19 protein-coding genes are annotated in these 23,196 nt (G+C 70.9%); 11 read left to right on the forward strand and 8 right to left on the reverse strand.

Features of this window, described 5'->3' with window-relative positions:
• The first annotated feature begins 13 nt into the window (after positions 1–13).
• From J3S20_RS06825 to J3S20_RS06840, 4 genes are all read left to right on the forward strand, one after another.
• On the forward strand, positions 14–1,204 hold the full coding sequence (locus J3S20_RS06825; protein ID WP_216835703.1) for a CaiB/BaiF CoA transferase family protein: 1,191 nt from the start codon (positions 14–16) through the stop codon (positions 1,202–1,204).
• A complete protein-coding gene (locus J3S20_RS06830; RefSeq protein WP_216835704.1) occupies positions 1,201–1,938 on the forward strand; it encodes an enoyl-CoA hydratase/isomerase family protein in 738 nt (245 codons plus the stop codon). Before J3S20_RS06825 ends, J3S20_RS06830 begins: the two co-directional genes overlap by 4 nt.
• The gene (locus J3S20_RS06835; RefSeq protein ID WP_216835705.1) at positions 1,935–3,494 is read left to right on the forward strand and encodes an AMP-binding protein; all 1,560 of its coding nucleotides are present in this window, start codon (positions 1,935–1,937) and stop codon (positions 3,492–3,494) included. The genes J3S20_RS06830 and J3S20_RS06835 overlap by 4 nt, the downstream gene beginning before the upstream one ends.
• 149 nt (positions 3,495–3,643) lie before the next feature.
• Positions 3,644–4,090, forward strand: a complete 447-nt coding sequence (locus J3S20_RS06840; protein WP_216835706.1) for an NUDIX hydrolase — start codon at positions 3,644–3,646, stop codon at positions 4,088–4,090.
• 3 nt (positions 4,091–4,093) lie between these two features.
• Here the strand turns inward: J3S20_RS06840 and J3S20_RS06845 are convergent, their stop codons facing one another.
• The 3 genes from J3S20_RS06845 to J3S20_RS06855 all read right to left on the reverse strand — a co-directional run bounded on the left by J3S20_RS06845 (position 4,094) and on the right by J3S20_RS06855 (position 6,643).
• Positions 4,094–4,783 carry an amino acid ABC transporter permease gene (locus J3S20_RS06845; protein WP_216835707.1) on the reverse strand — a complete coding sequence of 230 codons (690 nt, stop codon included), beginning with the start codon at positions 4,781–4,783 and terminating at the stop codon, positions 4,094–4,096.
• 74 nt (positions 4,784–4,857) lie between these two features.
• Positions 4,858–5,697: an ABC transporter substrate-binding protein gene (locus tag J3S20_RS06850; RefSeq protein ID WP_216835708.1), complete on the reverse strand. Its 840-nt coding sequence runs from the start codon at positions 5,695–5,697 to the stop codon at positions 4,858–4,860.
• 34 nt (positions 5,698–5,731) lie between these two features.
• Positions 5,732–6,643 carry a dihydrodipicolinate synthase family protein gene (locus tag J3S20_RS06855; RefSeq protein WP_216835709.1) on the reverse strand — a complete coding sequence of 304 codons (912 nt, stop codon included), beginning with the start codon at positions 6,641–6,643 and terminating at the stop codon, positions 5,732–5,734.
• A 68-nt stretch (positions 6,644–6,711) separates the two neighbouring features.
• On the opposite strand from J3S20_RS06855, the gene J3S20_RS06860 reads away from it, so the two are divergent.
• On the forward strand, positions 6,712–9,579 hold the full coding sequence (locus J3S20_RS06860; RefSeq protein WP_216835710.1) for an FAD-dependent oxidoreductase: 2,868 nt from the start codon (positions 6,712–6,714) through the stop codon (positions 9,577–9,579).
• A 15-nt stretch (positions 9,580–9,594) separates the two neighbouring features.
• Here the strand turns inward: J3S20_RS06860 and J3S20_RS06865 are convergent, their stop codons facing one another.
• The 3 genes from J3S20_RS06865 to J3S20_RS06875 form a co-directional block, all read right to left on the reverse strand.
• Positions 9,595–10,587: a S1C family serine protease gene (locus J3S20_RS06865; RefSeq protein ID WP_246602471.1), complete on the reverse strand. Its 993-nt coding sequence runs from the start codon at positions 10,585–10,587 to the stop codon at positions 9,595–9,597.
• 101 nt (positions 10,588–10,688) lie between these two features.
• Entirely contained in the window at positions 10,689–11,072 is a 384-nt protein-coding gene (locus J3S20_RS06870) for a hypothetical protein (protein WP_216835712.1), read from the reverse strand.
• A 53-nt stretch (positions 11,073–11,125) separates the two neighbouring features.
• The gene (locus J3S20_RS06875; RefSeq protein ID WP_216835713.1) at positions 11,126–13,303 is read right to left on the reverse strand and encodes a malate synthase G; all 2,178 of its coding nucleotides are present in this window, start codon (positions 13,301–13,303) and stop codon (positions 11,126–11,128) included.
• Positions 13,304–13,564: 261 nt separating this feature from the next.
• On the opposite strand from J3S20_RS06875, the gene J3S20_RS06880 reads away from it, so the two are divergent.
• From J3S20_RS06880 to J3S20_RS06905, 6 genes are all read left to right on the forward strand, one after another.
• Complete coding sequence (locus J3S20_RS06880; RefSeq protein WP_216835714.1) at positions 13,565–14,314, forward strand: GntR family transcriptional regulator; 750 nt, start codon at positions 13,565–13,567, stop codon at positions 14,312–14,314.
• 99 nt (positions 14,315–14,413) lie between these two features.
• A complete protein-coding gene (locus J3S20_RS06885; protein ID WP_216835715.1) occupies positions 14,414–15,988 on the forward strand; it encodes a gamma-glutamyltransferase family protein in 1,575 nt (524 codons plus the stop codon).
• A complete protein-coding gene (locus tag J3S20_RS06890) occupies positions 15,985–16,650 on the forward strand; it encodes a GOLPH3/VPS74 family protein (RefSeq protein WP_216835716.1) in 666 nt (221 codons plus the stop codon). Before J3S20_RS06885 ends, J3S20_RS06890 begins: the two co-directional genes overlap by 4 nt.
• 116 nt (positions 16,651–16,766) lie before the next feature.
• Positions 16,767–17,750 (forward strand): Bug family tripartite tricarboxylate transporter substrate binding protein, encoded by a 984-nt coding sequence (locus J3S20_RS06895; protein WP_216835717.1) that lies wholly within the window; start codon positions 16,767–16,769, stop codon positions 17,748–17,750.
• Positions 17,751–17,863: 113 nt separating this feature from the next.
• Complete coding sequence (locus J3S20_RS06900; RefSeq protein ID WP_216835718.1) at positions 17,864–19,957, forward strand: catalase; 2,094 nt, start codon at positions 17,864–17,866, stop codon at positions 19,955–19,957.
• Positions 19,958–20,035: 78 nt separating this feature from the next.
• Positions 20,036–20,701, forward strand: a complete 666-nt coding sequence (locus J3S20_RS06905) for a GOLPH3/VPS74 family protein (protein ID WP_216835719.1) — start codon at positions 20,036–20,038, stop codon at positions 20,699–20,701.
• A gap of 11 nt (positions 20,702–20,712) precedes the next feature.
• On the opposite strand, the gene J3S20_RS06910 is transcribed toward J3S20_RS06905, so the two are convergent.
• Positions 20,713–22,248, reverse strand: coding sequence for a TRIC cation channel family protein (locus tag J3S20_RS06910; RefSeq protein ID WP_216835720.1), 1,536 nt, complete (start codon positions 22,246–22,248; stop codon positions 20,713–20,715).
• A complete protein-coding gene (locus tag J3S20_RS06915; protein ID WP_216835721.1) occupies positions 22,235–23,128 on the reverse strand; it encodes a polysaccharide deacetylase family protein in 894 nt (297 codons plus the stop codon). The genes J3S20_RS06910 and J3S20_RS06915 overlap by 14 nt, the downstream gene beginning before the upstream one ends.
• Between the last annotated feature and the right edge of the window lie 68 nt (positions 23,129–23,196).

The raw sequence follows: 23,196 nt of genomic DNA on the forward strand, positions 1-23,196 counted from the left end.
TGAGGAGGCGGCCATGGACGGGTTGAACGGCAGGAAGCCGCTGGAGGGGCTGCGGATCCTGGATCTGTCGCGGGTGCTGGCCTGCCCTTTCGCCACCATGCTGCTGTCGGAGCTGGGCGCCACCGTCATCAAGGTGGAGCAGCCGGGCGCGGGGGATGAGACGCGGAGCTTCGAGCCCTTCTTCGATTTCGGCGTCAGCGGTTATTTTCTCGCCTGCAACCGCGGCAAGCGCAGCATCACGGTGGATATGCGCAAGCCCGGCGGGCGGCAGCTGATCCGCGACCTGGCGGCGCAGGCGGATGCGCTGGTGGAGAATTTCCCGACCGGTGCGCTGGCGCGGCGGAAGCTCGACTATGCCGCGTTGCGCGAGGTGAATCCGCAGCTGGTCTATCTGTCCTGCACCGGCTTCGGCCAGACCGGGCCCTATGCGCATCGCAAGGGCTACGACACGGTCTTCCAGGCGATGGGCGGGCTGATGGGCCTGACCGGGGAGAAGGGCGGCGGGCCGGTGAAGCCGGGGCTGCCTGTGGCGGATCTCACCAGCGGGCTCTGGGTGGCGATCGCGCTGCTGGCGGCGCTGCGCGGGCGCGATGCAAGTGGGCAGGGCGCGCATGTCGATTTCAGCATGCTGGACGGGCAGGTGGCGCTGCTGACCATCGCGGCCGCGCGGTTGTTCGCGCTGGGCGAGGTGCCGCCGCGGCTGGGCACGGAGCATCCTGGCCGCGTGCCGACGGCGAGCTTTCGCTGCAAGGACGACCGCTTCCTGCATATCACGGCGAGCGACCAGCATTGGGCGCCGCTGTGTTCGGCGCTTGGCCTGTCCGAACTGGCCGGCCTCACGACCAATGCCGAAAGGCTGGAGCAGCGGGAGCGCATCATGGCGGCGATGTCCGCCGCGCTGGGCGCGATGACGCGGGCGGAAGCGGTGGCGGCGCTGGATGCCGCCAATGTGCCGAACGGCCCTGTGCTGGCGCTGGATGAGGTGGTGGCGGACCCGCATGTGCAGGCGCGCGGCAGCGTGGCGCAGGTGGCGCATGGCGCGGCGACCCATCCCGCGCTGCGCCTGCCGTTTCGCTTCGACGGCTTTGCGGACCCGGCGCCGCTGCCCGCGCCGGCGCTGGGCGCGGATACGGACGCGGTCCTGGCCGAGCTCGGCTATGACTCGAGAAGGATCGCCGCATTGCGGGAGGAAGGCGCGATATGACGGAGCCGCTGCTCTATGCCGAGGCCGACGGCTTGGTGACGCTGACGCTGAACCGGCCGGAGGCGCGCAATGCGCTGAACCTAGCGCTGGCCGAGGCACTCGCCGCCGCCTGCCGTCGCGCGACGGACGCTCAGGCGAAATGCGTGCTGATCCGCGCCAAGGGCCCCGTCTTCTGCGCCGGCGCGGATCTGAAGGAACGCCAGGGCATGGACGACAACACCGTGCGCGCCCGCCGCGTGAAGGGTTTCTGGGCCTATGAATCCATCGAGCGGCTGCCGATGCCGAGCATCGCGGTGGTCGAAGGCCCCGCGGTCGGATCCGGCGTGGAGATCGCCGCCGCCTGCGACATGATCGTCGCGACGCCTCGGGCCAGCTTCAAGACGCCGGAGGCGCTCTGGGGCACGGTGGGCGCGACCCAGCGCCTGCCGCGCATCCTCGGCAAGCGGCTGGCCAAGGACATGATGTTCACCGGCCGCGTGCTGGGGGCGGAGGAGGCGCTGGCCGCCGGTCTCGTCGCGCGGCTCGTGGAACCGGAGGCCTTGCAGCCGACGCTCGATGCCATCACCGCCACCATCCTGAAGGCGCCGGCCTCCGCCATGGCGCTGGCAAAGCGCTGCATCGACGAAGGGCTGGAACGCGATCCGCGCGGCGCCCTGGCGACCGAACTGATGGCGATCGAGGACAGCCTGGCCGCCGCCGAATGGCGCAAGACCATGTCGGGTTTCGGCCGATGAGCTGGACCACCCGCCTGTCGGACCTGCTCGACGCCAATGCGCGCGATCGCGGCGCGGCGGAAGCCCTGGTGGCGGAGGGTATGCGGCTAACCCATGCGGAGTTGCGCGCGGAAGCCCGTGCCGTCGCCCGCAGCCTGCTTGCGCTGGGCATCGGCCGCGGCGATTTCGTCGGGCTGCTGATGGGCAATGACGCGAAGTGGGTCGCCAGCTTCTATGGCGCGGCGCTGATCGGCGCGGTGACGGTGCCGATCAACACCCGCTTCAAGCCGCCCGAGATCGCCTTCGCTTTGTCCCGCGCGCGCTGCAAGGCGGTGCTGCTGGCCGACCGCTTTCTCAATATCGACTTCGCCGCAGCGGTGGATGAGGTGCGCGGCGACCTGCCCGACCTGCACCATGTCGTGGTGGCCGGCACGCCGTCCTGGGACGCCTTCCTGGCCCGCGCGCTGAACGACACCACGCTGGACGCCGCCATCGCCCGGGTCTCGGCGGAGGATGTGCTGCTGGTACAATACACCTCCGGCACCACCGCGCATCCCAAGGGCGTGCTGCTCACGCACCACAGCATGCTGCGCAACGCGACGGCCTGCGCGGCGAAGCTGGGCGTGCGGCCGGAGGATCGCTACCTGAACTGCCGGCCCTTCTTCCATGTCGCGGGATCCACCCTCTCGCTGCTCGTCTGCCTCGTCACCGGCGCCGTGATGGTGACGCCGAAAACCTTCGAAGCCGGCGCGGCACTGGATCTGCTGGAGCGCGAGCGCTGCACGCTGACCTCCGGCAATGACGCGATCTTCCAGCTGATGATGTCGCATCCGCGCTTCGATCCCGCGCGGCTGCATCTGCGCGGCGGTTGGGCCGCGGCGGGGCCGGAGACGATGCGCCGCATCGTGGAGGAGATGGGCGTGTCCGACCTGTGCTGGGCCTATGGCCTCAGCGAGGCTTCGCCCAATGTCGCGCTTTCCGATCACCGGGAGCCGGTGGAAGCCCGCATCGCCGGCGGCGCCGTGCCGCATGCGGGGCTGGAGGTCCGCATCGCCGACCCCGCCACCAACGCCGCCCTGCCGCATGGCCAGTCCGGCGAGATCCAGGTGAAGGGCTGGTCCGTCATGCGCGGCTACCTGAACGACCCGGACAATACCCAAAAGGCTTTCACGCCGGATGGCTTCCTGCGCACCGGCGACCTCGGCACGCAGGATGCAGAGGGCCGGCTGCGCCTGGTCGGGCGCATCAAGGACGTCATCCGCGTGGGCGGGGAGAATGTCGCGCCGGCCGAGGTGGAGGAGGTGCTTTCCGCCCACCCCGCCATCGCGCTGGCCCAGGTGGTTGGCGTGCCGGATGCGCGGCTGGGGGAGGTGGTGGCCGCCTTCGTGCAGCTGCGGGACGGGGCGGCGGCGACCGAGGCCGAGCTGCTGGCCTGGCTGAAGCCGCGCCTCGCCAATTTCCGCCTGCCGCGGCACCTGCGAATCGTGGAGGGCTTCGAGCAGATCGGCATGACGGCCAGCGGCAAGGTGCAGAAGGTGAAGCTGCGTGCGCACGCCCTGGCGCTGCTGGACCTGTGACAGATCAATGACAGAGCAAGTCGTCTAGGTGAAATCACCCGCATGACTAATAGGGACTTCACAGTTGGTGCCGGATTCTTCATCTGAACCCGATGGGATTTCGCAAGCGGTTCGGCCGCTTCACCATACCGGGAAGGATCAGGCGTCCGATGCTGGAAGGCGATGTGGTGGGTCTTGCGCGCAGGCCGGGCGATCTGCGCCGGCAATGCGCCGCCCTGCCGCTGACCGGCACGGGCCCGGCGCTACGCGTGGTGCTGGTGACCAGCCGAGAGACGCGGCGCTGGGTGATCCCCAAGGGCTGGATCGAGCCCGGCGAGCAGCCGCATCGCAGCGCGGCCCGCGAAGCCTTCGAGGAAGCCGGCATCCTGGGTGAGGCCGATCCCGACCCGATCGGCCAGTTCGCCTATGCCAAGCGCAAGGCCGGCGGCGTGCTGCTGCCCTGCGAGGTGCTGGTCTTCCGCCTGCGCGTCGCCCGCCTGCTGCATGACTGGCCTGAGCGGCGAGAGAGGGAGCGCCGGCTGGTCACCCCGGCCGCCGCCGCCGGGCTGGTGGCGGAGCCGGAGCTGGCCGCGCTGCTGCGCGGCATCGCCGGCTGACCTTCAGCGGCGGTCGGCCGCCGTAAGGTCGTAGGCGCGGCCGTAGCGCTTCTCCAGCTGGCGCTGCACCAGGTCCCAGACCGTTGTCATCACCAAGTACCAGAAGGCGGCGGCGAGGAACAATTCCAGCACCAGGAACTTCTCCTGGATCAGGATCTGCGTGCGCCGCAGCAGCTCCTCCATGGAAATCACACTGGCCACGCTGGTGGTCTTCAGCAGCCCGTTCACCGAATTGCCCAGCGGCGGGATGATGATGCGAAAGGCCTGCGGCCAGGTGATGGTGCGAAACACCTGGATCTTCTTCAGCCCCAGCGCCAGCCCGGCCTCCCGCTGCCCAGGGCCGACGGCGGAGATGCCGGAGCGCACGATCTCGCTGAGATAGGCGGCCTCGTTCAGCGCCAGGCCCAGCAGCGCGGCCTGGGTCACGCTGAAGCGCAGGCCGAACAGCGGCAGGCCGGTATAGATGATCAGCAACTGCACCAGCAGCGGCGTGCCGCGGAAGATCCAGCAATAGAAGGCGGCGAGCCCCGCCAGCCAGCGGTTGCCCGACAGCCGCAGCAGCGCCACCGCCACGCCCAGGATCAGGCCGAAGAACAGGGACGCCGCGGTCAGCCACAGCGTGGTGACCGCGCCCTGCAGCAGGAAGGGGTTGAACAGGTAGTCGAAGAACCCCTGCCAGGACCAGATATGCATGTTTCAGGCTTTCAAGCGCAGGGCGCCGCCTGGGCCCGCGCCAGGGGGCGCGGGCCGGCGGAGCGTCCTGGCGATTATTGCGGGCCGACGACCTCGAAGCCCGCCTCGTACTTGCTCACGCCGTAGCGGTCGAACAGGCGGTCGTAGCTGCCATCCGCCTTCATCTCCGTCAGCACCTTGGCGATTTCCTGCGCCAGGGGGCGGGACCGCATGGCGAGGCTGGCGGGGGTGGGGAACAGCCCGTGCAGCACGCGCGGGAAATCGCCGCGCTGGTCGTATTCGGCGGCCACCGCATCCACGCTCGTCACCGCCTGCACCTGGCCGGCGCGCAGCGCCTGGAAGGCGATGGCGAAGTTGTCGAAGGTGCGGATGGTGATGGCGGGCTTGCCGCGCGCCACCAGGTCGGCGCTCAGCGCCCGGGTGCGGGCTTCCTCGAAGCCGCCGAGCTCCACGCCCACCACCTTGCCCGCCAGGTCATCGACGCTGCGGATGTTCAGCGGATTGCCCCGCGCGGCGGAGAAAGCGACGGCCGCATTCTCGTAGCGCAGCATCTGCATGATCTCGGCGCGCGCCGGGGTGAAGAAGGTGCCGCTGTTGATCACGTCCCAGCGCCGCGCCGCCAGGCCCGGGATCATGGCGCTGAATTCGATGCGCACCCATTCCGGCGTCAGGCAGAGACGCTTGGCGATCTCCTCGCCCAGCTCGAAGCGCAGGCCCTGCAGCTGGCCCTGCGCATTGACGAATTGCAGCGGCGGCAGGGTCGGGTTGATCGACATGATCAGCGTGCCCGGCTTCACCAGCTCGGAATTCGCCACGCGCGGCGTGCAGCCGGCGGGGGCCTGGGCTGAAGCGTGGGGCGCGAAGGCGGGCGAGGCGAAGGCCGCGAGCGCGGCAGCGAGAAGAAGACGACGCATGTTGTGAAACTCCCTGTTGTTTGGAAGAAGGTTTTCAGGCCGCCTGGCGCGCACCCTCGGCGAGCAGGCCCATGCCCTGCAGCACGCCACTGAGCTGCGCCATGTCGGCGCCGGGCAAAGGCAGGCGCGGCGGCCGCGGATCGCCCATCGGCATGCCCATCAGCCGGAAGCCGGCCTTGGTGCCCGAGACATAGCGCGGGCCGCCGACGAAGGGCAGCAACGGCATCAGCTTGCGATACAGCGGCAGGGCCTTGTCCATGTCCTTGTCGAAGGCCGCCGCGTGGAACATTTCTGTCGAGAGCTTCGGCGCCAGGTTGGAACACACGGCCACCCAGCCGATGGCGCCCAGCCAGGCGCTTTCATAGCCGAGCACGCCGGCGAAGACTTCCATGCGGTCGCCGCAGAGATCGACGATGTCGCGCACGCGCGTCACCTCCAGCGTGCTTTCCTTCACGTAGAGGCAGCTCTCGATGGTCGCGAGACGCGCGAGGATCTTGGGCGTCAGGTCGACATTCGCCGTGGCGGGATTGTTGTAGACCATGATGGGGATGCCGATCGCATCCGCCACTTTCTTGTAGTGGACATAGAGCTCGTCCTCGGTCGGCACCGAATAGAAGGGCGGGATGATCATCACGCCATCGGCGCCAAGCGCCTCCGCCTCCTTCGAGGTGCGGACCACCTCGCGCGTGTCTTCCGCGCCGGTGCCGATCAGCACGGGCACGCGGCCGCGCGCGGTCTTCACCACCGTCTCGACGATGGCGGTGCGTTCCTCGGGCGAGACCGACAAGAATTCGCCGGTGGAGCCAAGCGGGATCAGGCCGCGTATACCTTCGCGGATCTGGAATTCCACGAGGCGCTCCAGCGCCTTCAGATCCACCGCCTCGCCGCCCTCGGTGAAGGGCGTGATCAGGACCGTGTAGCAGCCGCGGAATTTCTTGACGGCCATTGGGTTGCTCCCACTTCGCGAAAGGGCGACATCCATGCGCCTTTCCGTGAAAGCATCAAGCCCATCCCATGCGACTCACTCATGCCGCCATCACGCCGTCTGCCGAAGCGGTGGGCATCACCTTCGATGGCCGCTCGATTCCGGCGCTTTATGGAGAGACGGTGGCGGCGGCGCTTTCGGCGGCCGGTGAGCTGACGCTGCGGTATACGCAGTCCGGCGCGCCGCGCGGCCTGCATTGCGGCATGGGCGCCTGCTTCGATTGCCTCGTCACCATCGATGGCCGTGCCAACCAGCGCGCCTGCCTGGCCAAGGTGGCGCCCGGCATGGTGGTGGAACGCGCGCCCCCCGCGCAGCCCGCGCCGCTCGCGCCGCCGCCGCAGCCGCAGGCGGAGGAGGTGGCATGCGACCTGCTGGTGGTGGGCGCCGGTCCCGCCGGCCTGTCCGCCGCCATCGCCGCGGCGGAGGCCGGTTGCCGCGTGGTGGCGCTGGATGAGCGCGATGCGCCGGGCGGGCAATACCTGAAGCCGCTGGCCGCCAGCCATGCCCATGCGGCGCCGGACCGCCAGTTCCGCCAGGGTGCGGAGCTGCGGTCGCGGGCCGTCGCCGCCGGTGTCGACTTTCGGTTCGGCGCCACCGTCTGGGGCGGTTTTGGCGCGGACGAGATCGCGGCGCTGGTCGAGGGGCGCAATGTCCTGTTCCGGCCGCGGCGGCTGGTGATCGCGGCGGGCTCGCATGAACGCCCGGTGCCGATTCCCGGCTGGACCCTGCCGGGCGTGATGACCACGGGCTGCCTGCAGACCCTGGCGCGGGCGAATCGCGTCTCGCCCGGGGATCGGGTGGTGATCGCCGGCAATGGCCCGCTGAACCTGCAGCTCGCCTGCGAATTGGTCGAGGGCGGGGTGCAGGTGGCCGCGGTGCTGGAAGCCGCGCCCTTTCCAGGCTTTCGCGGGGTACGCCAGGCGCTGCGCCTGGCCGCCGGTGCGCCGGACCTGGCCTGGGACGGCGCGCGCTACCTGGCGGTGCTGAAGCGCGCCGGCGTGCCGGTGATCTGGGGCGCGCGGCCCCTTGCGGCGGAAGGCGAGGGCCGCTTCACCGCGCTGCGCGCCAGCACGCCGAAGGGCGAGATCCGTATCGCCGCGGATGCGCTGGCGCTGAACCTCGGCTTCCAGCCGGAGACGGGCCTGGCCCGTGCGCTCGGCTGCACCCATCGCTTCGTCGATAGCGGCCTCGGCCGGCTGGAGACGGTTACCGACACGGACGGTCGCACCAGCCTTCCCACGGTTTTCGCGGTGGGGGACGGCGCGCAGGTCGGCGGCGCGCGCATCGCCTTCGCGCGCGGACGCCTGGCGGGGCTCGCCGCGGCGCGGGATCTGCGGCCGGGCCTGCCGGACGACACCGCCAGCCGCCGCGCCCTGGCGCGGGCCATCGGCTTCCAGGACGCGCTGTGGCGCTTCTTCGCCGTGCCGGAATTCGATGCACGCAGCCTGGCGGACAGCACCACGGTCTGCCGCTGCGAGGAGGTCTCGGCCGGCACGCTGCGCGCCGCCATGGCGGCGGGGGCGGAATCGCTCGGCGCGGTGAAGAAGGCGACGCGCGCCGGCATGGGCCGCTGCCAGGGCCGCATGTGCGGCGCGACGGTGGCCCGCATCGTCGGCGCCTCGGAGGAAGCGGGCTTCGCCGCCCCCCGCGCGCCGCTGAAGCCGGTGCCGGCCATCGCGCTCGCCATGGAGAAGCCGGAATGGGTTGAGGGCCCCAGCGCCATCCCGCGCCCCATTCTGCCCACGCACCACACCCCCGCCACCGGGCCGGCGGAGGCCTGCGACGTGCTGGTGGTGGGCGGCGGCGCGCTCGGCCTCTCCACCGCGCTCTACTGCGCCCGCGAAGGCCTGTCGGTGATGGTCGCGGAGCGTGGCGAGCCGGGGCAGGGCGCCACCACCGGCAATGCCGGAAGCCTGCATATCCAGCTGCATGCCTATGACAGCGCCGGCGCCGAGGAAGGCCCGGACAGCGCCGCCGCCCAGGTGCTGACCATCGGCCCGGCCTCGGTCGCGCTATGGCGGGAGATCGCGGCGGAGGCCGGCGAATCCCTCGGCATCCGTACCGAGGGCGGCATCATGCTGGTCGAAACCCCGGAGCAGCTGCGGCGGCTGGAAGCCAAGGTGGCCATGGAGCGCCAATTCGGCGTGGACAGCCGCCTGCTGGGCGCGAATGAGCTGATGTCCGTCGCCCCCTACCTGGCCCCCGGCTTCGCCGGTGCCGCCTTCTGCGCGCCGGAGGGCCAGATGGACCCGCTGCGCGGCCTCTCGGCCCTGCTGGCCCTGGTGCAGCGGGCCGGCGCACTGGTGCGCGGCGGCACCACCATCGCCGCCATCGCGCGGGACGGCACCGGCTTCCGGGCGGAGACGGCGGGGGGCGGCGTGATCCGCGCCGGCCAGGTGGTGAACGCTGCCGGCCCCTGGGCCGGGGAGCTGTCCCGGATGCTGGGCGCGCCGATCCCGGTGGGGGCGGCGGTGCAGCAGGTGATGGTGACGGAGGCGGCAGGCGGCGAGATCATGCGCCACCTCGTGCTGCATGGCAGCCGGCACCTCTCCGCCAAGCAGGGCGATGCCGGGCACCTGGTGCTGGGCGGCGCCTGGCCCGGCGTGCTGGATGGGGCGGGCCGCCCGCGCAACCTGCGGCAGTCGATCGAGGGCAACCTCTTCGTCGCGGGCTCTGTCCTGCCGGCCCTGGCGGGGCTGCATGTGATCCGCGCCTGGACCGGGCTGAATGTGCAAGTGCCGGGGCCGATCCTGGGGGCGGACAGCCGGGTGCCGGGGCTGCACCATGCGGTGACGTTCAACGGTTGGACGCTGGGGCCCATCGCCGGGCGGCTGGTGGCGGAGGGAATCCGGGGCGGCGCCGGGGTCGGGCAGGCCTTTTCCCCCAACCGCTTCTGAGCGCGCTGCCGCCGCTCAATGCAACCTCGGCGCCTTCAAGAACTTGCTCCGATCCGCGCTGACCACCGGCAGCACCAGCCGCCGCCCGTCCCGCTCCGCCGCCACATTCACCGAAACCCCCGCCGCGCCGCGCGACCACAGGCTGCGCCATAGCGCCGCCAAGTCCGGCGCCTCGCTGTCATCCAGGCCGAGGATGCGGTCGCCCGGGCGAATGCCCGCGCGCTCCGCCGGCCCCTTGGCGGCGACGGAGGCCACGACCACCCCCTCCTCCTGGTCCGCGCAATAGACGCCGAGCCAGGGCCGCGGCGGCTTGTTGACGCGGCCATAGGCCAGCAGGTCGTCCAGGATCGGGTGCAGCAGGCCGATCGGCACCACCAGGTTCAGGTCCAGCTTGCGGCCCTTCTGGTCGCGATGCTGCAGCACCAGCGACCCGATGCCGAGCAGCGATCCCTCTGGCCCGATCAGCCCCGCCCCGCCCCAGGAAGGATGCGCCGGGGCGGTGAACAGCGCCTCCTCCAGCAGGTATTCCCAGTAGCCGGCGAAAGGCTCCTTCGCCACCACGGAGCAGGCCAGCGCACCGCCGCCGGCGGCGGTGCGGCCGGGCTGCGGCGCGGCGGCCAGCACGGTCTGCACCCCGGCCTCCGGCAGGGCGGCGGGGCCGAGCGGCATGGCCGGCGCCTCCAGCCGCCCCAGCGCCTGCACCAGGCCGAAGCCGCTTTCGAAGTCATAGGCCAGCGCATGGCCGGGCACGACGCGCCCCGCGGCGGTCTTGATCCAGATGCTGTCGGCTTCCCCGATCAGGTAGCCGATGGTCAGCACCAGCCCATCCTCCCGGATCACCACGCCGCTGCCCTCCCGCTCCGTCCCCAGGGTGCGGGCGGAGAAGGCATCGGCGGGCACGCGGGTCTTCAGGCTGACCACGGAGGACAGCGCGCGCGCCAGGTCGAAGCTGTAGTCGGCCGGATCGGGCCGCAGATCCTCGGGGATGTTCCAGTCCTCGTCCGCCATCAATCCACCCGTGCCTGGTCGCAGGATTCTAGTGCAAATGCGCCACGAGCCAAACCTCGGCGCCGGTGGTCGGGTTTCCGAAGATGTCGCGACAGCGCGGTTCAGTAGAGTCCGGCGCTGACAGCCGATGGGGCAGCCGATGGGGCAGCCGGTGCGACAGCCTGCTGGGCCGGTTCCGGCGGCGGCACGGGCGTGCCCGCCAGCAGCGGCTCCTCGCCCGTCTCTGCCGCATTGGTCCGGGGGCAGCGGAAGGCGATGGTATAGTCGCGGTCGCCGATCTGCGTGCGGGTCGGCGCGAAGCCGCGCCCCAGCCCGGTGCAATGGCGGCGCGCCCGGTCCACGCCCAGCCGCGCCGCCGTGGCGGCCGTGCTGGCATGGCTGGTCAGGCCATAGACCTCCGGCGCCAGCTCGGCGACCGGGCTGGCGGAGCTGCAGGCGCCAAGGGCCAGCAGCAGAAACAGGGCAGCGGGGCGTGGCAGGGTCATGGGCTCCACGGATCGTTCCGCCACCCTAAGCCCCCCGCCGCCCCGATGCCAACTCAGCCGGCCGCCTTGGCTTCCCGGCGCCGCCGGTGCAGCACGAATTCGGTGTAGCCGTTCGGCTGCGCCGCGCCCTCGAACACCAGGTCGCAGGCCGCCTTGAAGGCGGGGCCGTCGAAGCCCGGCGCCATCGGGCGGTACAGCGGGTCGCCGGCATTCTGGCCATCCACCACCCCGGCCATGCGCCGCATCGTCTCCTCCACCTGAGCGCGGGAGACGACGCCATGGCGCAGCCAGTTGGCTATGTGCTGGGCGGAAATGCGCAGCGTGGCGCGGTCCTCCATCAGCCCGACATCGTTGATGTCCGGCACCTTGGAGCAGCCGACCCCCTGGTCCACCCAGCGCACGACATAGCCCAGGATGCCCTGGGCGTTGTTGTCGAGCTCCGCCTGCACGTCCTTCGGCTCCCAGTTCGTGTCCTGGGCCAGCGGGATGGTCAGGATATCGTCCAGCTTGCCGCGGCGGCCGCCGCCCGCGATTTCCGCCTGGCGCGCGGCCACGTCCACCTGGTGGTAGTGCAGCGCATGCAGCGTGGCCGCGGTGGGGGAGGGGACCCAGGCGGTGTTGGCGCCGGCCTTGGGGTGGCCGACCTTCTGCTCCAGCATCGCCGCCATCATGTCCGGCATGGCCCACATGCCCTTGCCGATCTGAGCCCGGCCGCGCAGGCCGCACAGCAGGCCCACATCGACATTCCAGGCCTCATAGGCCGCGATCCAGGGCAGCGCCTTCATGTCGTTCTTGCGGACCACGGCGCCGGCTTCCATGGCGGTGTGGATCTCATCGCCCGTGCGGTCCAGGAAGCCGGTATTGATGAAGACCACGCGGTCCCGCGCCGCCTTGATGCAGGCCTTGAGGTTCACCGTGGTGCGGCGTTCCTCGTCCATGATGCCCATCTTGATGGTGGCGCGCGGCAGGCCCAGCACATCCTCGACGCGGGCGAACAGGCTGTCGGCCAGCGCCACTTCCTCGGGCCCGTGCATCTTGGGCTTCACCACATAGACGCTGCCGGTGCGGGAATTCATCCGCTTGCCGCGGCCGGGCGGCTGGATGTCGTGCAGCGCGATGGCCACCGTCACCATGGCGTCCAGCGCCGTCTCCGGAATCTCGGCCCCGTCCAGGGTCACCACATCCGTCATCATGTGGTGGCCGACATTGCGCACCAGCATGACGGAGCGGCCATGCAGGGTGACGGCGGACCCCGCCGGGGTCTTCCAGACGCGGTCTGGGTTCAGGCGGCGGGTGATGGTCTTCCCGCCCTTCTCCAGCTCCGCCGTCAGGTCGCCCTTCATCAGGCCGAGCCAGTTGCGATAGACGTCGATCTTGTCCGCCGCATCCACCGCCGCGACGCTGTCCTCGCAATCCATGATGGTGGTCAGCGCCGCCTCCATCACCAGGTCGGAGACGCCGGCGGGGTCGGTGCGGCCGATGGCGCTGGTGCGGTCGATATGCAGCTCCAGGTGCAGGCCGTTGTTCACCAGCAGGATGGCGGTGGGCGCCCAGGGCTCGCCCTGGAAGCCGACGCATTGGCCGGGGCGGGCCAGGCCCACCTTCCGGTCACCCTCCAGCGTCACCACCAGGGCGCCACCCTCGATGGCATAGGACCGGGCGCCGACATGGCTTTCGCCGCCGGCCAGCGGCGCGGCCTGGTCCAGCACGCGGCGCGCGAAGGCGATGACCTTCTCGCCCCGCTTCGGATTGTAGCCGCGGCCCTTCTCGGCCCCATCGGCCTCCGGGATCGCATCGGTGCCGTAGAGCGCATCGTACAGGCTGCCCCAGCGGGCATTGGCGGCGTTCAGCGCGTAGCGGGCATTGGAGACGGGGACCACCAGCTGGGGCCCGGCCATCTGGCCGATCTCGGCATCCACATCGGTGGTGCCGACGCTGAAATCCTCCGGCTCCGGCAGCAGGTAGCCGATCTCGGCCAGATGCGCCTTGTAGGCGGCCTGGTCGATCGGGCGGGCGGGGTTGGCGCGGTGCCAGGCATCGATCTGCGCCTGCAGGGCATCCCGCTTCGCCAGCAGCGCGGCATTGCGGGGCGCGAAGTCGCGCAGCAGCGCCTCGAAGCCGGACCAGAAGCGGGCCGGCTCCACCCCGGTGCCGGGCAGGGCCTCGGCCTCGATGAACTGCCGGAAGGCCGAGTCCACGCCGAGGCCGCCGATTCGGACCGATGCTGCCACAATTTCTCTCCCATGCTGCGCGGCGACCGGCCCCAGCCAGGGCCCTCGCCTGCCCCGGAAAGGGCCAATTCGCGCGTCATTAGGCGCAATCGGCCGGCCATCCAAGGGGCCTCGCCACCCCGGCCGCGGCTGCCGACCGGCGGGGCTCGGTCATGAACAGAGCGCAACTTGTGTCCAAGCCCCCCACGGGGCGAGACAGGTGACCAGGTGATGTGGTGAAATGACCTCACATTACACAAGACCCGTCCAAGGCCGCCGCCCGTGAATGCCACCTCCGCCGAGGCTTTCGAGCCACCCGCTCCCGAGGATGCCAGCCCTGGCGACCAGCGCCGGCTGGCGCCCGTGCATCCGCGCACGATGGTCGAACAGGCGGCGGAGGCCGTGGTGGCCGCCGCCGCGCGCGGCGTCTTCCTGCCCGGCGACCGGCTGGTGGAAGCCGAGATCGCCCGCGAACTGGGCATCAGCCGCGTCCCGGTGCGGGAAGCGCTGCGCCTGCTGGAGAGCCAGGGCATCGTCGTCTCCACGCCCTACAAGGGCATGCGGCTGATGCAGGTGACGAACCGGGCGGTGGCCGAGCTGATGCGGGTGCGCACGGCCCTCGAATCCCTCGCCTTGCGCGAAATCCTGGCCAGCGGCCTCGCGACGCCCGACCGCCTGGCCCCGGCGCGGCGCGCGGCGGAGCGCTACCATGCCGCGGCGGAGGGGCCGGATACGGCCGCGATCGTCGCGGCCGACGAGGCCTATCACGGCGAGCTCTGCCGGCTGTCCGGCAATGGCGTGCTGCACGGCATCTGGCTGAGCGTGGCGCGGCAGCTTTCCGTGGTCTGGGGCCTGGGCCATGACGTGCGCCCCAAGCCGCGGATTTCCGCCGAGCATGTCGAGATCCTGGACCTTCTGGAGCGCGGCGACCTGGCGGCGGCGCAGGCGGCGCTCGATCGCCATCTGAGCTGGCACGAGGACCTGGACTTCGAGAAGGCCGTGGACCGGCGCCGTGCGGCGAAGCCGCGCTGAGGCGCGGGGCCGCGAAGCCGCGCTGAGGCGGCGGGTCTCGGGCCCGGCTTGCGGCGCCGCGCCCCCGGGTCGATCCTTCGCTTATTCGGAGGATCCCGCATGTACCAGCCGCCCGACCACACCACCCAGCACTGGCAGGTCACCAAGCCCGCTGCCCGCGGCCGCCGGGGCATGGTCGCCAGCCAGTCCCGCGCCGCGGCCGAGGCCGGCATCGCCATCCTGGAAGCCGGCGGCAATGCCGCGGATGCGGCGGTGGGCATGGCCTTCGCCCTGGCCAGCACGGAGCCCTGGAACAGCGGCCTCGGCGGCATCGGCTTCGCCCAGGTGGCGGCCCCGGGCGGCCCGGCCGAGACCTTCGACTTCGGCCCCGTCTCCCCCGCCGGCCTCGATGCGAAGGACTTCCCGACCACCGGGCGGATGAAGCAGGACCTCTTCGCCTGGCCGGAGGTGGAGGGCGATCGCAACATCCACGGGCCGATGAGCTTCTGCATCCCCTCCTCGGTCGCCGGCTATGCGCTGCTGCATCAGCGCCGCGGCCGGCTGCCGGTGGCGGAGGTGCTGGCGCCGGCCGTGGCCCTGGCGAAGCGTGGCCTGGCGCAGGACTGGTTCACCACGCTGAAGATCGCCAATGCGGCCTCCACCCTGAAGCTCTATCCGGAATCGGCGCGCATCTACCTGCCGAACGGCCTGCCCCCCGTCGCCCCCTACCAGGGCAAGCCCGGCTTCTTCCGCCAGGGCAATCTGCCGGCGACGCTGGAGCGGCTGCAGCAGGCGGGCTTCCGCGACTTCTACGAGGGCGAGGTGGCGGCGGCGATCGCGGCCGATGTGCGGGAGGCGGGCGGCATCCTCTCCGCCGCCGATCTCGCCGGCTGCCAGGCGCGGGTGCTGCCGGCGGTCTCCGTCCCCTGGCGCGGCCGCACCCTGCACCTGTCCAATGGCCTGACCGCCGCCCCCACCTTCCGCCGCGTCATGGCGCTGATGGAGGGGGCGGACTGGTCCGGGCAGGCGCCGGGCACCGCCTGGCACCTGGCCTTCGCGAAGGCGATGCAGGAAGCCTATGCCGAGCGCCTGGCCGGGCTGGGCGATGCCGAGCCCAAGGGCGCCGATAGCTGCACCACCCATCTGAACGTGGTGGATGCGGATGGCATGATGGTCTCCATGACCACCACGCTGCTTTCCTCCATGGGGTCCCGCGTCGTGCTGCCGCGCTCCGGCGTGCTGATGAACAACGGCGTCATGTGGTTCGACCCGCGGCCGGGCAGCGCGAATGCGATCGGGCCCAGGAAGCGCCCGCTGACCAATATGTCGCCGGTCATCGTGGCCGATGCGGCGGGCCGGCCGGAAATGGCGCTCGGTGCCTCCGGCGGGCGGCGCATCCTGGCGGCCGTCTTCCAGATGCTGTCGCTGGTCAGCGGCTTCGGCATGGACCCGCAGGCGGCGGCGCATTTCCCGCGCCTCGATGTCAGCGGGCCGGAGGGTGCGACGGCGGACCGCACCCTGCCGCAGGCGACGCTGGACGGGCTGGCGGCGATGGGGCCGCTGGAGCTGGTGGAGCATGCGGTGCTGCCGGTGAATTTCGCCTGTCCCAACCTGATCCTGGTGCAGCCCGGCGGCGAACGCATCGGCGTGACCGATGTGATGTCCCCCTGGTCCGCGGCGCTCGCCCAGCCGTGAGCGAGGGCGGCCTCACCCTGGCGGAGGAGATCGTCCTCCTCGCGCTGGATGACGAGACGGGCCGCCCGGTCGGCCGCAGCGGCATGGCGCCCGACCGGGCGCTGGCCGGCGCCCTGCTGATGCAGCTGGCGCTGGCCGGTCGCGTCGATACCGACCGGGACCGGCTGATCCTGGTGGATGCGACGCCAACGGGCGATGCGGCGCTGGATGCCGCCCTGGCCCGGCTGGCCGCGCCCGGCGCGCCGGCCGATGCGCGCGGCGCCATCCCGCTGTTGGCGCGCGATGCGCCGGCGGCCCGCGCCGCGATCCTCGACCGGCTGGTGGCGCGCGGCATCCTGCGGCGGGAGGAGGGAAGGGTGCTCTGGATCCTGCCCGACCGCCGCTACCCCAAGACCCCCGGCCGGCCGGAGGTGACGGAGGCCCGCACCCGGCTGCGCACCCTGCTGCTGATGGAAGAAATCCCCGCGCCGCAGGACGCGCTGCTGCTCGGCCTGGCCCGCGCCGCCGGGCTGCTGCCGCTGCTGTTCTCGGAGGCGGAGCTGGAGGCGGTGCAGCCCTGGCTCGGCGTGGTGACGCGGATCGAGAGCCTGAACCGGTCGCTGGCGGTCGCGGTGTCCGACGTCCGGGGCGTCGGCCTCGGCACCGCCCAGCGGGAGGGCTGAGCGCGGCATACGATTTGCCTTGCCCCCTGTCAGAGGGGCAAGGCGTGAGACCAGTCAGGGCGGATGCCCAAGGCTTGTGCGCCATCCCTCGGTTTCTGATCGCTGGGAGCGCAACAATGCAGACGCGTCGCAATCTCCTCGGCCTGGCCGCCGCCGGCCTGGCTGCCCCCTTGGCAACACCGGCCTTGGCGCAGGCCGCCTGGCCCAACCGCTCGATCCGCCTGGTCGCCCAGTTCCCCCCGGGCGGGCTGGTGGATACGGTGGCCCGCCTGCTGGCGCCGGCCATGGCACAGGCGCTGGGCCAGAATGTGGTGGTGGAAAACCGCCCGGGCGCCGGCGGCATCATCGGCACCGACGCGGTCGCCAAGGCGCCGGCGGATGGCTACACGCTGCTGGTCAGCCATGCCTCCGTGCATGTCTTCTCCACCGCCACGCGCCCGACGCTGCCCTTCGACCCGATCAACGACTTCACCCATATGATGCATATGGTGGAGGCGCCGAACATCATCCTGGTGCGCGCGGCCTCCCCCTTCCAGACGCTGGAGCAGCTGCTGGCCATGGCGCGGACACGGCCGGTGCGCTTCGGCTCCTCCGGCATCGGCTCCGCCCCGCATCTGCTGGGGGCCATGCTGTCGTCGGAGGCGCGGGCGCCCAACCTCGACCACATCCCCTATGCCGGCAGCGCGCCGGCCATGCAGGATGTGCTGGCGGGCAATATCGAATGCATGGTGGACCCCATCACCACCAATACGGCGCAGATGCGGGACGGGTCGCTGCGGGCGCTCGCCGTCTCCACGCCGCAGCGGCTGGCGATGTTCCCCAATGTGCCGACCTTCGCCGAGCTGGGCTTCCCAAAGCTGACCTCGGCGCAATGGCTCGGCATCTCGGGGCCCAAGGGCCTGCCGGCGCCGATCGTGGAGCGGCTGACCGCCATCATCCCGCCGATCCTGCAGCGGCCGGAGCTTTCGGCCCGCTTCGTCGACCTGCAGACCATGCCGCGCAACCCGCCGCCGGCGGGCGAGGCCTTCGTCGGGCTGATGCGGCAGGAGATCGCGGAATGGACCGCCGTGGCGCGGCAGTTCAACATCGTGGTGGGCTGAGACCGAGTGGGCCCGGCCGATGCCGGGCCCATTTTCCTGTGCGGGTACTGCCGGCCGGGAACCGCGGCGAGGCGGCTGCGTCAGAGTGACGTCGCAGCGTCGCCGAGGATCACATGTCCAATACGAAGACGTCCATGTCCGACCAGGCCGCCAGCCTCGGCCATGGCGGGGAGCTGCACCAGACCGCAAGCCGCCCCGATGCCCGGATCACCACCAATCATGGCGTGCCGATCAGCGACAATCAGAACTCGCTGAAGGCCGGCCGGCGTGGCCCCTCGCTGCTGGAAGACTTCGTGCTGCGGGAGAAGATCCAGCATTTCGACCATGAGCGCATTCCCGAGCGCATCGTCCATGCCCGCGGCTCCGCCGCGCATGGCTTCTTCGAGCTGACGGACTCGCTCGCCGAATTCACCACCGCGAAGATCCTGACCGAGGTCGGCAAGAAGACCGAGGTCTTCACCCGCTTCTCCACCGTTGCCGGCGGCGCCGGCTCCGTCGATACGCCGCGCGACGTGCGCGGCTTCGCCGTGAAGATGTACACGGTGGAGGGCAACTGGGACCTGGTCGGCAACAACATCCCGGTCTTCTTCATCCAGGATGCGATCAAGTTCCCCGACCTGGTCCATGCCGCGAAGATGGAAGCCGACCGCGGCTACCCGCAGGCCGCCACCGCGCATGACACCTTCTGGGACTTCATCGGGCTGATGCCCGAATCCATGCACATGATCATGTGGGCCATGTCGGACCGCACCATCCCGCGCTCGCTGCGCATGATGGAAGGCTTCGGCGTCAACACCTTCCGCCTCGTCGATGCGAACGGGAAGGGGACATTGGTAAAGTTCCACTGGCGGCCGAAGCTCGGCACGCAGTCCACCTGCTGGGACGAGGCGCTGAAGATCGCCGGCGCCGATCCGGATTTCCACCGCCGCGACCTGCACGACGCCATCGCCGCCGGCGACTTCCCGGAATGGGAATTCGGCGTGCAGCTCTTCACCGATGAGGAGGCGGAGGCGCTGCCCTTCGACATCCTGGACGCCACCAAGCTGGTGCCGGAGGAGGTGAAGCCGATCCGCGTCGTCGGGCGGATGGTGCTGGACCGCAACCCCACGAACTTCTTCGCCGAGACCGAGCAGGTGGCCTATCTGCCGACCAACATGCCGCCCGGCATCGATGTCTCGGAAGACCCGCTGCTGCAGGGGCGGCTGTTCTCCTACCAGGACACGCAGCTCTCCCGCCTCGGCTCCACCAATTTCCATCAATTGCCGATCAACCAGGCGAAGGGCTGCCCCTTCCAGAACTTCCAGCGCGACGGGCATATGCAGACCCAGGTCATCCCGGGCCGCGCCAATTACGAGCCGAACAGCCTGGGCGAGGCGGGGGAAGTGGCCGGCCCCCGGGCGGATCCGAAGGGCGGCTTCCGCAGCGTGGCGGTGCCGGTGGGCGAGACCAAGGTGCGGCTGCGCGCCGAGAGCTTCGCCGACCATTTCAGCCAGGCGCGGCTGTTCTTCCGCTCGCAGACCGAGATCGAGCAGTCGCATATGGCCTCCGCCCTGGTCTTCGAGCTGTCCAAGGTGACGCTGCCGCATGTCCGCCTGCGGGTTCTGTCGCTGCTGCGCAATGTGGATGAGACGCTGGCCCAGCGGGTCGCCAATGGCATGAACCTCGACCTGCCGGAGGCGGCGACCCCGGCGGTCGCGCCGCAGGACCTGCCGCCATCCCCCGCGCTGCGCATCGTCGGCAAGTATCCGGAGACGCTGAAGGGCCGCGCCGTCGGCATCCTGGTCTCCGACGGCGCCGATGGCGCGATGGTGGAGGCGGTGCGCAAGGCGGCGATGGCGGAGGGTGCCAAGGTGATGATCGTGGCGCCCAAGGTCGGCGGCGTCACGCTGAAGGACGGCCGCAAGCTGCCGGCCGATGGCCAGCTCGCGGGCACGCCCTCCGTCATCTTCGACGCGGTGGCGGTGGTGCTGTCCGAGGCCGGCTGCACGCAAATGATGCAGGACAGCGCGGCGCAGGACTTCGCCAGCTTCGCCTTCGTCCATCTGAAGGCGATCGGCCATTCGCCGGAGGCCATGCCGCTGCTGAAGAAGGCGGGCGTCATGCCGGATGAGGGCATCCTGGACCTGGCCAAGGGCGTGGATGGCTTCACCGCGATGGCCGCGACGCGGCGATGGGCGCGGGAGCCGAAGGTGCGCATGCTGGCCTGAGATCGGCGGGAGGCACCGCCATGGATGGCTCCGCGGGGGCCTTTCATGGCATCCTGTCCTGCAAAGACGGGGGCCCCGATGTCGCTGACCATGCCGGAGGAGATCCTGCTCCTCCTCCTCGATGACGAGACCGGCAAGCCGGTGGGGCTGCCAGGCCCGGCCGGCGACCTGGCACTGGCCGGCGCCATCCTGATGGAGCTGGCGCTGGCCGGGCGCATCGACACCGACCTCGACCAGCTGGTTCTGGTGCAGTCGCGGCCCACCGGCGACGCGCTGCTGGATGAGGTGCTGGCCCGCCTGGCCAGTGCCGCTTCGGCGGGTGGCGCGGAACGGACCAGCCGCTGGTGGATCCAGGATATCGCCAAGACCGGCCCCGCGCTGCGCGCCCAGGTGCTGGAACGCCTGGTGGCGGGCGGCGTGCTGCGGCGGATCGAGGACCGCTTCCTCTGGGTCTTCCCGGAACGCCGCTACCCCAAGGCGACCGGCCGGGCCGAAACCGCGGAAGTGCGGCGCCGCCTGCGCGGCGTGCTGCTGGAGGACGAGATCCCCGACCCGCGCGACGCGCTGCTGATCGGCCTGGCGAAATCCACCGGCCTGGTGCCGCTGGTGCTGTCCGAGGCCGAGCGCGCCGGGGCCGCGGCGCGGCTGGACCATGTGGCGGGGCTGGAGGAGCTTTCCCGCTCGCTCTCCGCCGCGACGCGGGATGTCTATGCGACGCTGCTGCGCCAGGGCGCGGTGCATTAAAACCCGGGCCGTCAGCCCAGGCGCGGCGGCCGCCAGTCGAGGGCCAGCGCCGCGATGCGGGTCAGCACCGCGCCGATGACGGCCGCCACCACCACCACGATCACCTCATCCAGCTCGATCTCCGCCTTGCGCGCCATGAGGTAGGCGGACAGCGCCAGCGCCCAGATCAGCGCCACCTCGCCATAGAAGCCGGTCTTCAGATTGGGGATATTGCCGCCGCCGCGCAGCACGTCGCGCAGGATGCCGCCACCCGCGCCGGTGATGGTGCCCAGCATGGGGCCCCAGAGCCAGAAGGGCTCCGCCCGCATGCCGAAGGCGACCGCCACGCCCAGCACGGTGCTGGCGGCCAGCCCCAGCGCATCCGCGGCATCGAACAGCCAGCGGTCGATCCGCCGCCGCCGCATCGCCACCGCCAGCTGCGCCACCCAGAAGGCCAGGATCAGCCTTCCGCGCAACAACCCCCAGAGATGGGTGACCGCCCAGCAGAAGATCACCGTGCCGAAGATCAGCTTCAGGAACAGCGGGTCCTGGGCGATGCCGATGGGAAAGCGCCCCACCAGAAGGTCGCGCAGCACGCCGCCGGCGGCCGCCGTGACGCCGGCCAGGACGAAGGCGCCGAACAGGCTCCAGCCGCTCAGCCGGGCTGCGAGCGTGCCGGCCAGCGCGGCGGCCAGCGTGCCCAGCACCTGCAGCGTGCGGAACCAGTCGCTGTCGAGCGTCTTGGACAGCAGCAGCGGAAAGCGGAAGCGCGCGGCGATCTGGTCCAGCGTGCCATCCGCCCGCAGCGCCAGGATCGCCTCGTCGAAGGCCGCCACCGTCGCCGCGGGCGTCGTGGCGCGGCTGAAGGCCAGGTGCAGGGGGATGCGGTGGCGCATCGCCTGCTCCTCCACCGCCTGGCCCAGGCGCAGCTCGGTGATGGCAAGGGCGACGGACAGCCGCTCCGCCAGGAAGCCGTCGATCTCACCGGCCAGCAGGCGGCGCAGATTGGTGGCATCGTCATCCGCCGCGCGGACCTGGCCCGGGTCAGGTGGCTGGGCGATGACTTGGTCCAGCGCCGCGTCGAAATAGCTGTAGCCGGCGCGCACGCCCAGGCGGAAGCGGCCATTGGCCTGCAGATGCGCGGCCAGGCCCGCGGCATCGGTGAAGCGCAGCGCGGCGGCCTCGCCGCGCCGCATGATCAGCACATTGGTATCGAAGCGATAGGGGCGAGACAGCGCATAGGTCTGCTGCCGCGCCTCGGTTGTGGCGATGCCGGTGAAGAGGTCCATGCGCCCGGCAGCCACATCCTCCAGCAGCGGCAGGTAGCCGTGCTGCGTCCAGCGCAGCGCATGGCCGGCATGGCGGGCCAGGGCCTGGACCATCTCGATATCGAGGCCGGTCAGCGCCCCGTTGCGCTGATACTGCTGCGGTTCGGAGGCATACCATCCGGCGCGCAGCACCGGACCCGGCTGGGCCAGCGCCGGCCCGGCAAGGAAAAGCGGCGCGCCGGCCAGCAGGATCAGCCAGAGCCGGCGCGCGAAGGCCCGAAGCGGTTCAGCCCGAGGCATGGTCCTTGCACCATTGCGCAACCTGGGCATGGGTGGCGAACCACACCCCCTCATGCTTCTTGATCCGCGTCACCAGCCGGTCCAGCAGGGTGATGCGGCTGCGATGGCCGATGACATGCGGATGCATGGTCAGCAGGAACATGCCGCCCTCCGCATAGGCGCCGTCGAATTCGGCGGCGAAGATTTCCTCCACGGCCGAGGGCGGGGTGTAGGGGCGGAGCCCCGAGAAGCGCAGCATATTGAAATAGACCGCATCGTCCCGGATCCACTCCGGCGGCAACTCGACGATGCCGGTCGGCTCGCCCTGGTCCAGCAGCTCATAGGCATCGTCATCCGCCATCAGGGAGCTGTCATAGAGCAGCCCCATCTCCTTGATGATGGACAGCGTATCCACCGAGAAGTCCCAGGACGCCGTCCGCATGCCGACCGGCCGCTGGCCGCTGACCTTCTCCAGCGTATCCCGTGCCCGCAGCGTCAGTTCGCGCTCCACTCCGGGGGGCAGCTTGGTGTTCGCCTCATGGATCCAGCTATGGACGCCGATCTCGTGGCCTTCCTGCGCCACGGCACGGACCTCGTCCGGGTGCAGCAGGGCGGAGACGGCCGGGTAGAAGAAGGTGGCCGGGATGCCGTGCTTCGCCAGCAGGGCGCGGATGCGCGGGACACCCTGGCGGTTGCCGTATTGCCCCTGGCTGATGCGCATCGGGCTTTCGTCATTGTCGCGCAGCGGAATCGTCTCGTGATCCGCATCGAAGCTCAGCGTCACGCAGCAGCGCGCGCCGTCCGGCCAATGCGTCGGCCGCAGGCTGCGCCCGGCCCGCGCCCGGCCGACGATCTCGCGCCATTCCGGCTCGCTCCATTCCCACGGATTTGCGCTGGTCATGCTGCGGGGTTTCCCTGGCCCTGGTGAGCGGCCATGCTGCGCGTCCTCGCCCCGATCCGGAAGCCCCG

Origin of the sequence: Falsiroseomonas tokyonensis (assembly GCF_019024325.1) — a bacterium.
Lineage (GTDB): Bacteria > Pseudomonadota > Alphaproteobacteria > Acetobacterales > Acetobacteraceae > Falsiroseomonas > Falsiroseomonas tokyonensis.

Excerpts from the sequence above, each read along its gene's own strand:
- J3S20_RS06825 (WP_216835703.1), top strand. The coding sequence starts at position 14 with ATGGACGGGTTGAACGGCAGGAAGCCGCTGGAGGGGCTGCGGATCCTG.
- J3S20_RS06830 (WP_216835704.1), top strand. The coding sequence starts at position 1,201 with ATGACGGAGCCGCTGCTCTATGCCGAGGCCGACGGCTTGGTGACGCTG.
- J3S20_RS06835 (WP_216835705.1), top strand. The coding sequence starts at position 1,935 with ATGAGCTGGACCACCCGCCTGTCGGACCTGCTCGACGCCAATGCGCGC.
- J3S20_RS06840 (WP_216835706.1), top strand. The coding sequence starts at position 3,644 with ATGCTGGAAGGCGATGTGGTGGGTCTTGCGCGCAGGCCGGGCGATCTG.
- J3S20_RS06845 (WP_216835707.1), bottom strand. The coding sequence starts at position 4,783 with ATGCATATCTGGTCCTGGCAGGGGTTCTTCGACTACCTGTTCAACCCC.
- J3S20_RS06850 (WP_216835708.1), bottom strand. The coding sequence starts at position 5,697 with ATGCGTCGTCTTCTTCTCGCTGCCGCGCTCGCGGCCTTCGCCTCGCCC.
- J3S20_RS06855 (WP_216835709.1), bottom strand. The coding sequence starts at position 6,643 with ATGGCCGTCAAGAAATTCCGCGGCTGCTACACGGTCCTGATCACGCCC.
- J3S20_RS06860 (WP_216835710.1), top strand. The coding sequence starts at position 6,712 with ATGCGACTCACTCATGCCGCCATCACGCCGTCTGCCGAAGCGGTGGGC.
- J3S20_RS06865 (WP_246602471.1), bottom strand. The coding sequence starts at position 10,587 with ATGGCGGACGAGGACTGGAACATCCCCGAGGATCTGCGGCCCGATCCG.
- J3S20_RS06870 (WP_216835712.1), bottom strand. The coding sequence starts at position 11,072 with ATGACCCTGCCACGCCCCGCTGCCCTGTTTCTGCTGCTGGCCCTTGGC.
- J3S20_RS06885 (WP_216835715.1), top strand. The coding sequence starts at position 14,414 with ATGTACCAGCCGCCCGACCACACCACCCAGCACTGGCAGGTCACCAAG.
- J3S20_RS06895 (WP_216835717.1), top strand. The coding sequence starts at position 16,767 with ATGCAGACGCGTCGCAATCTCCTCGGCCTGGCCGCCGCCGGCCTGGCT.
- J3S20_RS06900 (WP_216835718.1), top strand. The coding sequence starts at position 17,864 with ATGTCCAATACGAAGACGTCCATGTCCGACCAGGCCGCCAGCCTCGGC.
- J3S20_RS06905 (WP_216835719.1), top strand. The coding sequence starts at position 20,036 with ATGTCGCTGACCATGCCGGAGGAGATCCTGCTCCTCCTCCTCGATGAC.
- J3S20_RS06910 (WP_216835720.1), bottom strand. The coding sequence starts at position 22,248 with ATGCCTCGGGCTGAACCGCTTCGGGCCTTCGCGCGCCGGCTCTGGCTG.
- J3S20_RS06915 (WP_216835721.1), bottom strand. The coding sequence starts at position 23,128 with ATGACCAGCGCAAATCCGTGGGAATGGAGCGAGCCGGAATGGCGCGAG.